The sequence below is a fragment of the Nonomuraea sp. NPDC049400 genome, assembly GCF_044466425.1.
In the GTDB taxonomy this organism is placed as follows: Bacteria; Actinomycetota; Actinomycetes; order Streptosporangiales; family Streptosporangiaceae; genus Nonomuraea.
In genome coordinates this window covers 1-7,755 of the sequence record NZ_JBITMP010000124.1, presented here as the reverse complement: position 1 = coordinate 7,755, position 7,755 = coordinate 1, and the positions used below count along the sequence as shown (strand labels likewise).

Below are 7,755 nucleotides of genomic sequence, written 5' to 3'. Positions count from 1 at the left end.
ACGCCGTCGTCGGCCGTGTCGAGCACCTGGCGTTCGATGTCGGGCCGGTATCCCACGAGGGGGATCGGGTTGGCAGGGGTCCGTTCGTCGGCGGTTGCCGTCCCCGTGGCGCCCAGGACCCAGACGCCGCTGGTGTAGACGAACGCCCGTCCGGTGCCGCGCAGCGGACCGGTCAACGCGGCGACGGCTGCAGCGTCGGTGGCGGCGTCACCGGTAGGCGTGGCCAGATGGATCACAGCGTCGATGTCGGGGGTGACCGCCGCGGTGAGCGAGGCCGGGTCGGCAAGGTCGCCGAAACGCCGTTCGTAGCGTTCTTCGCGCTGGTCGCGGCCGGGCCGGGTGAGCTCCACGATCTCGTGTCCCGTGGACGCCAGCCTTTCCGCGACGGCCGAACCCAGGAAACCGCGCGCCCCAATGATCAGAATACGCACTTCACACCTCCATCAAAACTTTCGACGTCGAAACTTTAAGACCTTGCTTCAAAGACGTCAAACTCTTCGATATCGAAGACTTAGACTGTTGGGGAACCTGCTTCACAAGGAGGGGCGATCGTGACGGACATGGCGCAGCAGGATGGAGTCGATGTGATCATTGGCGAGTGGCAGGCGGTGCGGCCCGACCTCGACTGTTCCCCGATGGAGCTCGTCGGCCGCCTGTCGCGGGCGTCGCGGCTGCTGGAGCGGGCGCTCAAGGACCTGTTCGCCCAGCACGGTCTCGAGTCATGGGAGTTCGACGTGCTGGCCACGCTGCTGCGCTCCGGCCCGCCCCACGTGCTGACCGCCGGGCAACTGAGCGCCGCGGCCATGGTCAGCTCAGCGGCGCTGACCAACCGGGTCGACCGGCTGGTGGACAAAGGGCTGGTCGACCGCGCGGTGGACCCGGCGCATCGGCGCCGTGTGCTGATCTCCTTGTCTGAGCAGGGTCTGCAGTTGGTGAACGAGGTCGTCGAGCACCACCTCGCCAATGAGCGCCGGCTCCTCGAAGGCCTGTCGGCCACCGAACGCGATCAGCTCACCGCCCTGCTGCGCCGCCTGCTCATCACCCTTGGAGACACCGGACGGCCATCAACCGACACCTGAGACCAGCAGCCCGTGACACCGCTGAACAACGCCGGCTGGGCCCTCCACCCGGGTCCGTGCGATGAGCCCCAAGTAGGAGCGTCGTCTCAGGTCACAGCAGGTGACCGGGGACGCAGCTCGGGTGTGGACATCGACCGGTTCGCCGCCTTGGGTTGAGCTCATGTGGTCGCGTCCGTATGAGGAGAGCGGCCCGCGATTTGAGGACGATCGGCCCGTCCAGGAGGTTGCGGCCGAGCCGGTCGACCTCCTGGACGGTCAGCGTGTCCGCGTCGCGGATGTGGGACAGCGCCTCCAGCAGCGCGGGCCGGTCGTCGGCGGCGAGTCGAACGCGCGGACGCCTTCCAATGGTCAGTCGCTACTGGCCGTTCCGATCATCCTCACGGGCCTTTCCGGTTGCTCAGGCGAAATCAGCTGGCGGGCTTGCCGAACCAGCGGGAGAGGTCGTCGTCCAGGTCCTGCTGATCGTCGCCGATCCAGGCGACGTGGCCGTCGGGGCGTAGCAGGACGCACGGAACATCCAGTGCCGCAGTGGGATCCGCGAGGTGATCGACCCGGTCTGACCAGCCGCCGGCGGTCAGGCGTTCGGTGCGGTCCAGCAGCAGGCCGCGGCCGCGATGCAGCAGACCGTAGAGGTGGCCCTGTTTCACGTCGATGTCGCGCAGGCGGCGGCCGAGCAGGTCGGGGCCTTCGCCGAAGTCGTAGCGGATGCCGATCGCGGTGATCTTCTCGATCAGATGGCGGTTCACCTCGTCGAAGTCCATCAGTTCGGTGAGCAGCCTGCGCACGGCCTGCGGACCCGGCTCGGTGGACAGCAGTTCCATCTGGGCGCGGGTGTTGTCCAGCACGTCCTCGGCGACCGGATGACGTTCGGCCTGGTAGGTGTCCAGCAGTGTTTCCGGCGCCCAGCCGCGGATCTGTGCGGCCAGTTTCCAGCCGAGGTTGAATGCGTCCTGAACGCCCAGGTTGAGGCCCTGTCCGCCGATGGGCGGATGGATGTGTGCCGCGTCGCCGGCCAGCAGCACCCGCCCGACCCGATAACGTTCGGCCAGCCGGGTGGCATCCCCGAAGCGGGACAACCAGCGCGGGGAGTGCACGCCGAAATCGGTTCCGGCGATGGTGCGCAACTGTTGTTTGAAATCCTCGAGGGTGGGCGGTTCCGCGCGGTCGCTGACTCCCGCGGCGGGGACTACGACGCTGTAGATTCCTTCGCCGAAGGGCCGGAGCCAGAATGGCTTATGGGTCTCGCCGATTTCGGTCACCTTGGCGGCGATCTCCTCCTGCGGCACACCCACTTCCATCTCGCCCATCAGCGCCTCGGTCCGCGAGGGCTCGCCGGGGAAGCCGACGCCGAGCAGTTTGCGCACCGTACTGCGCCCGCCGTCACAGCCGACGAGGTAGCGCGTACGCAGTTGTTCCCCGTCGGCCAGCTCGACGGTCACACCCTCGTCGTCCTGCTCGAAAGCGGCCACCGCACAACCGTGCCGGACCTGCGCACCCAGTTCGATCGCATGTTCTTCGAGCAGGTGAACGATGACCGGCTGCGGGATGCCCAGCAGATAGGCGTACGCGGAATCCAGGCCCTTGGGCGCGGGTTTGGGGATGGCGGCGAAGAAACCGCCGGCCGGACGCTGTCTTCCATGCTGGAGAATGCGATCCAGCAGTCCGCGCATCGCCATCAGCTCGAGACTGCGAATATGCAGACCGACTATGCGGACGAACGACGCGGGCTCGGTTTCCTTCTCCAGAACGAGTACCCGTACATCATGCAGCCGCAGCTCGGCGGCCAGCATCGCGCCGGTCGGCCCGCATCCGGCAATGATCACATCGAACATGAGGGGCGCGCGATCGGCGCCGGAGGCCGGCGACCGGAGAACTCCGGGGACGTCGCCCACCGTGGAGTCACGCTCGCCCCTGTCGTTCGACGACGGCTCGGCGGTGACCTGCAGAGAGTGCGTAGGTGTTGCCCTTCGGGAGTGCCTTGTTGGCGAGGCGCTCCCGGCGACACCTACGTCAATCGCCCGACCGTGGCGGGAAGGGGGAGCACCCACATCGATACAGCGTTCATGGGTCTCACCTCCTCGGGCGGTGTCACGGTCAACTGCAAGCTACAAGTCCGAGCATCATCCCGTCCAACCCTTTCCCAGCCACGTGATCACGACTCCCAACGGGCCCGGGCGGGCCGGACCAGAGCCAAGCGGGTCATGCCCCTTTGGGAGGCATGGAACCGTCTGGCCGCCGACGGCGTCGTCCCGCATGCCATGGACCTGCAGCCGGGCACGGACGTCGAGCTCTTGCCTGTCCGATGCTGTGGGGGCTCAGCCCCGCAGGTTCACCGGGAGAGCGATCAACCGGCTTCCCTGTATGCCGCCGAGGTCGGTCTGCCGGAGTTCGGAGAGCGGCACCGCGAGGCGTGCGTCGGGGAAGTCGGCCCGCACGACCGCCACGACCGCGCTCAGCTCGAGTTGAGCCAGTTGTGCGCCGGTGCAGTAGTGGGGACCGGCGCCGAAGGTGAGGTCCGGCCCGATCGACCGGCCGGGATGGGTGTTGATGCCCTGGATGTCGACGAGCACTGGGGAGCGGGCGGGGAGCCGCACCCCGGCGAGCTCGATGTCGGCGGAGGTGAACCGCCAGAGACTGAAGGGCGCCGGCGCGTGCAGGCGCAGCGTCTCCTTGACGAACTCCTCGACCGTGATCTCTTCCGCTGGGACGCCGTCGGCGTCGAAGACGCGAGCGAGGAGGAATCCCAGCGACGGGTCGGTGGTGAGCTGCCCGGCGTAGATCAGTGTGAAGATCAGGTAGTGCAGCTGTGTTTCGGTGAGCTCGTCGGGGACCCGTTCGCGTAGCTCGGTGGCGAGGCCGGTTCGGCCCTCGCTGAGCGCGGCGGCGGCCAGCTGCCCGAAGGCGGCCATCGCTGCCCCCACCTCCTGGGGATCGGCGCTGTGCATGCCCCGGCAGGCCGCGATGGCCTCCTCGATCCGGTCGAGTGGTACGCCGAGCACGTCGCAGACCACGGTGAGGGGGAACCGTGTGGTGAAGTCGGCCATCAGGTCGACCGTTTCCCCGGTCGCGGCGAGCTCGGTGAGCTGATCGCGGGCGAACCTCGTGATCCGTTCGGCGTAGTCCTGCATCCGCCGGGCGGTGAAGAGCGGAGCGTGCGCTCGGCGCAGCCGCGTGTGCGCCGGGCCGTCGAAGGTGGTCAGCGACGGCTGCGCGGCGGCAGTTGGTTCCAGACCTGCGGTTCGCGGGTCCCAGTGCGCCGGTGCGTAGGCGGGGTCTTTCACGATGTGGGGGTGGACAAGGGCCTCCCGGGCGAGGGCGTCGTCGGTGATGATCCATACCGGGCCGCCGGCTGGGGCGTCGGCCTGGACGATGGGACCGGTGGCGCGCAGGGCGGCGCGGGCGGGATGGGGTTCGCCGATCCCGCGGACGGTGACGGCGAACGGGTCGACGGTGGCACGGGGCGCTTGGGTCATCGAGTCTCCATGGCGTGCTCTGGATCGGATGGTGAGGCAGGCGTCACTCGTGGGCGGTGTGGGCGTGTTCGGGGAGGACGAACATGAGCGCGGCTGCGGCGATGTAGCCGGCGGCCTGCCAGGGCAGGATCGCGGTGAGGGCGTCGCCGTAGGCGATGAGGCTGGAAGCTCCGTCGGTCAGGGCGTCGTCCAACTGGGTGAAGAACACGACGCCGAGGACGGCGACGCCGAGTGCGTTGCCGATCTGGGTGATGGTGGTGAGGACACCGCCCGCGCCCCCGGCGTCTTCGGCGGGTACCCCGGCGAGAACGACGTTGATCAGGGATGGTGCGGTGAGTCCCAGCCCAAGTCCTCCCACGAACAGGGGCGTGGCCAAGCCCCAGTAGGAGGGTTGGCCGCCATCGCCGATGACGAGGAGCAGCACGACCTGGCATGCGGCCAGGAGCAGCGCGCCACAGACGAGGAGGGCACGACCGGCGCGGTGCGCGAATTGCACCCCGATCCCGGAGGTGATGATCGAACCGACGGCGTAAGGCAGGATCAGCAGCCCGGTTTCGAGGGTGGTACGCCCGGCGCCGAGCTGGAGGTAAAGGGACAGCAGCAGGAAGAAGGAGCCGAGCGCTCCGAAGAACAGCACGGAGACTGACAGGCCGCCGGCGAAGGCGCGCACGCGAAGCAGCGCGGGATCGAGGATCGGCTGCGCGCCGCGGGTGAGCAAGCGCCGTTGCCTGACGAGGAACAGGGCCGCCGCAGGAACCGAGAGCGCCAGGATGGCGAACCCCCACCATGGCCAGCCCCAGTCACGTCCCTGAATCAAGGGCAGGAGCAGGAGCACCGCGGCGATGGCGGCCAGGACCGCGCCCGTCAGGTCCAGCCGGGTACGGCCCGGCGAGCGGGATTCGGGCAAGGCTCGGGCCCCCACGATCAGTGCGATGATCGCGATCGGCACGTTGACCCAGAAGATTGCCCGCCACCCCAGAGTGAAGAGGTCGGCTTCGACCAAGAGCCCACCGAGCAGCGGTCCGGCCACCGAGGCCAGGCCGAGCACGGCGCCGTACGTGCCCAGAGCCCTCGCGCGTGCGCCGGGATCGAACGATGCGCGGATGATGCCGAACACCTGCGGGATCATCAGCCCGCCGGACAGACCTTGCGCGACCCGCATGCCGACCAGCGCACCGGGGTTCGGCGCCAGCCCGCAACCGGCCGAGGCCAGCGTGAAGGCGGCCAGCCCGAGCAGGAACACACGGCGGCGCCCGTACAGGTCGCCGATGCGGCCACCGGTGATCAGGCCTGCTCCGACGGAGAGGGTGTAGCCGGCCAGCATCCACTGCAGTGCGGCCTGGCCGGCGCCCAGGTCCTGGGCGATCGCGGGGGCCGCCACGCTGACGATGGTGGCGTCGAGGAGCTCCATGAAGGACGCGGTGAGGATCGCGGCCAGAACGACGGCGGCCTTGCGCCCGGACAGGAGGGGCACGGGTGCCGCTCCGCCGCTGTGGCGGCGGGTGGGTGTGGTCATGCTTGGCTGCACTCCTCTACGAGGAGGCGATGGGATAGTATGGCTGCGTAGCACAGTAGCTGCGTCACGCAGTGAAACTATCACAAATTTCACTGCGCGACGCAGCGGAATGACATGGGACGGGGTGTCACGATGGCGGAGCTCGCGGCGGGCAGGGAAGCGCTACTCGCCGAGATCACCAAGGACGTGGTGCCCAGCTGGGCAATCTTGGTCGTGCAGCTCAACAACCTTGTCGCCGAGCGACTGGGTGTCACCGACACCGACGTGCAATGCCTGCACGTGCTTGGCCGTCACGGTCCGACGACACCAGGCATCCTGGCCAAGCATGTCAACCTCACCACCGGATCGGCCTCACGCATGATCGACCGGCTCGTCGCCGCAGGCTGCGTCCGGCGGGTGGCCGACCCCCACGACCGCAGGCGGGTGCTCATCGAACCCACCCAGGAAGGCCTCGACCGGGTCAGCGCCGCCTACTCAGGGCTGATCGCCCGCACGCTAGACGACCTCGCCGACTTCGACGACGCGGAGCTCAGCACCATCATCCGCTTCATGAGAACGGCCGAGCGCAGCACCGCCGCCGAGATTCACCGACTCCGATCCACGCCCGACGACGCGGAAAACCCTGCGGGAACTCGCGCGTAGCACGTCGCCTCCTGGCCGGCGCCAGGTCGAACGCGCCCAGTCCGGGGACCGCGCGCGAGAGGCCCTGGAGGAGTACCGACCTCAACCCGTTCGACTGTACGGAACACCTCCCGCACGTGGTGCGGCGGGTCTAGGAGCCGTCCTTGTCGGAGTCGGCGGAGAAGACGATGACGCCGAGGTAGCCGTCGTCCTCCTTGGTGACCTTCATGAGCATGCTGTCGTCGTAGATGTTGTCGTTGTCGTTGAACGTGTCGCGTCCCGAGTGCCCGGAGTACGGCGACATCGCCATGACCTTGCTGTTGAGCGACTCGTCGAACATCAGCTGCGTGGTCAGCACGCGCTGGTTGCTGAAGTGGACCATGGCGTGGATGTGGATCGTGCGACCCCGGTACCAGCCCGGCCAGATCGTGGTGAACTCCACGATGCCGTCGCTGTTGGTGACCTGCGCGCCGCGCAGGTAGCGCTTGTCGTCGGTGGGCGTGAGATCCGCCATGTCGCCGCCGCCGTCGCCCGTGCCGCCGCTCGGGGGATTGCCGGGCGGGTTCCCGCTGGGCGGGTTGCCGCCGCCCCCGCCCGTGGACTGCGCCTCGGCGCCCGAGTAGAGCCCCGCCGCGTCGCAGTGCCAGATCTCCACCACCGCGTTGCCGAGCGGCTTGCACGTCTCGCTGTCCTGGACCTTGATGGCCACCCGCAGCCGTACGCCCTGCCTGTCCTCGCGGATGTCGCTGCGGATCTTGTCGGCGTCGAAGTAGTAGGGGCCCTGCGTCGTGGTGCTGGTCAGCTTGCAGGTGCCGGCCCCGGTGAACAGCGCGGTGAGGTCCTTGGCCGTGGTCGCCGTGGGCGTGACTCTCGCTCCCGTGGACGTGGTGACGGTCGCGGTGCCCTCGGTGCCGGCGCAGGCCGCAAGCAGGCTGCCGAGTCCGAGCGAGCTGATGCCCGCGAACAGCCTCCGACTCTTAATCCGATTGTCAAGCAGCGATGGTGAGGGGAGGTGTGGGTTGATAAGTCCGGTTGTCGCGCAGGAGTGCCCACAAGACGTTGACGC

Annotated in this window: 8 protein-coding genes; 2 read left to right on the top strand and 6 right to left on the bottom strand. The window is 68.4% G+C overall.

Annotated features, from left to right (window positions below; translation table 11 throughout):
* Window positions 1-431: NAD-dependent epimerase/dehydratase family protein (locus ACIBVN_RS60425; RefSeq protein WP_397151896.1), on the bottom strand; the 431-nt coding region annotated here is incomplete at its 3' end.
* Between the two features lie 129 nt (window positions 432-560).
* On the opposite strand from ACIBVN_RS60425, the gene ACIBVN_RS60420 reads away from it, so the two are divergent.
* A complete protein-coding gene (locus tag ACIBVN_RS60420; RefSeq protein WP_397151900.1) occupies window positions 561-1,079 on the top strand; it encodes a MarR family winged helix-turn-helix transcriptional regulator in 519 nt (172 codons plus the stop codon).
* A 91-nt stretch (window positions 1,080-1,170) separates the two neighbouring features.
* Here the strand turns inward: ACIBVN_RS60420 and ACIBVN_RS60415 are convergent, their stop codons facing one another.
* The 4 genes from ACIBVN_RS60415 to ACIBVN_RS60400 form a co-directional block, all read right to left on the bottom strand.
* Complete coding sequence (locus ACIBVN_RS60415; protein ID WP_397151898.1) at window positions 1,171-1,425, bottom strand: recombinase family protein; 255 nt, start codon at window positions 1,423-1,425, stop codon at window positions 1,171-1,173.
* Window positions 1,426-1,486: 61 nt separating this feature from the next.
* On the bottom strand, window positions 1,487-2,911 hold the full coding sequence (gene rox, locus ACIBVN_RS60410) for a rifampin monooxygenase (protein ID WP_397151894.1): 1,425 nt from the start codon (window positions 2,909-2,911) through the stop codon (window positions 1,487-1,489).
* A gap of 483 nt (window positions 2,912-3,394) precedes the next feature.
* Window positions 3,395-4,552 carry a cytochrome P450 gene (locus ACIBVN_RS60405; protein WP_397151892.1) on the bottom strand — a complete coding sequence of 386 codons (1,158 nt, stop codon included), beginning with the start codon at window positions 4,550-4,552 and terminating at the stop codon, window positions 3,395-3,397.
* A gap of 43 nt (window positions 4,553-4,595) precedes the next feature.
* Window positions 4,596-6,068, bottom strand: a complete 1,473-nt coding sequence (locus tag ACIBVN_RS60400) for an MFS transporter (RefSeq protein ID WP_397151890.1) — start codon at window positions 6,066-6,068, stop codon at window positions 4,596-4,598.
* Window positions 6,069-6,200: 132 nt separating this feature from the next.
* Between ACIBVN_RS60400 and ACIBVN_RS60395 the strand changes: the two genes are divergently transcribed.
* On the top strand, window positions 6,201-6,710 hold the full coding sequence (locus ACIBVN_RS60395) for a MarR family winged helix-turn-helix transcriptional regulator (RefSeq protein WP_397151888.1): 510 nt from the start codon (window positions 6,201-6,203) through the stop codon (window positions 6,708-6,710).
* A 130-nt stretch (window positions 6,711-6,840) separates the two neighbouring features.
* Here the strand turns inward: ACIBVN_RS60395 and ACIBVN_RS60390 are convergent.
* A partial coding sequence (locus ACIBVN_RS60390) for an intradiol ring-cleavage dioxygenase (protein WP_397151886.1) occupies window positions 6,841-7,755 on the bottom strand: 915 nt, incomplete at its 5' end.

Coding starts and splice junctions, on each gene's coding strand:
- ACIBVN_RS60420 (WP_397151900.1), top strand. CDS start 561: ATGGCGCAGCAGGATGGAGTCGATGTGATCATTGGCGAGTGGCAGGCG.
- rox (WP_397151894.1), bottom strand. CDS start 2,911: ATGTTCGATGTGATCATTGCCGGATGCGGGCCGACCGGCGCGATGCTG.
- ACIBVN_RS60405 (WP_397151892.1), bottom strand. CDS start 4,552: ATGACCCAAGCGCCCCGTGCCACCGTCGACCCGTTCGCCGTCACCGTC.
- ACIBVN_RS60400 (WP_397151890.1), bottom strand. CDS start 6,068: ATGACCACACCCACCCGCCGCCACAGCGGCGGAGCGGCACCCGTGCCC.
- ACIBVN_RS60395 (WP_397151888.1), top strand. CDS start 6,201: ATGGCGGAGCTCGCGGCGGGCAGGGAAGCGCTACTCGCCGAGATCACC.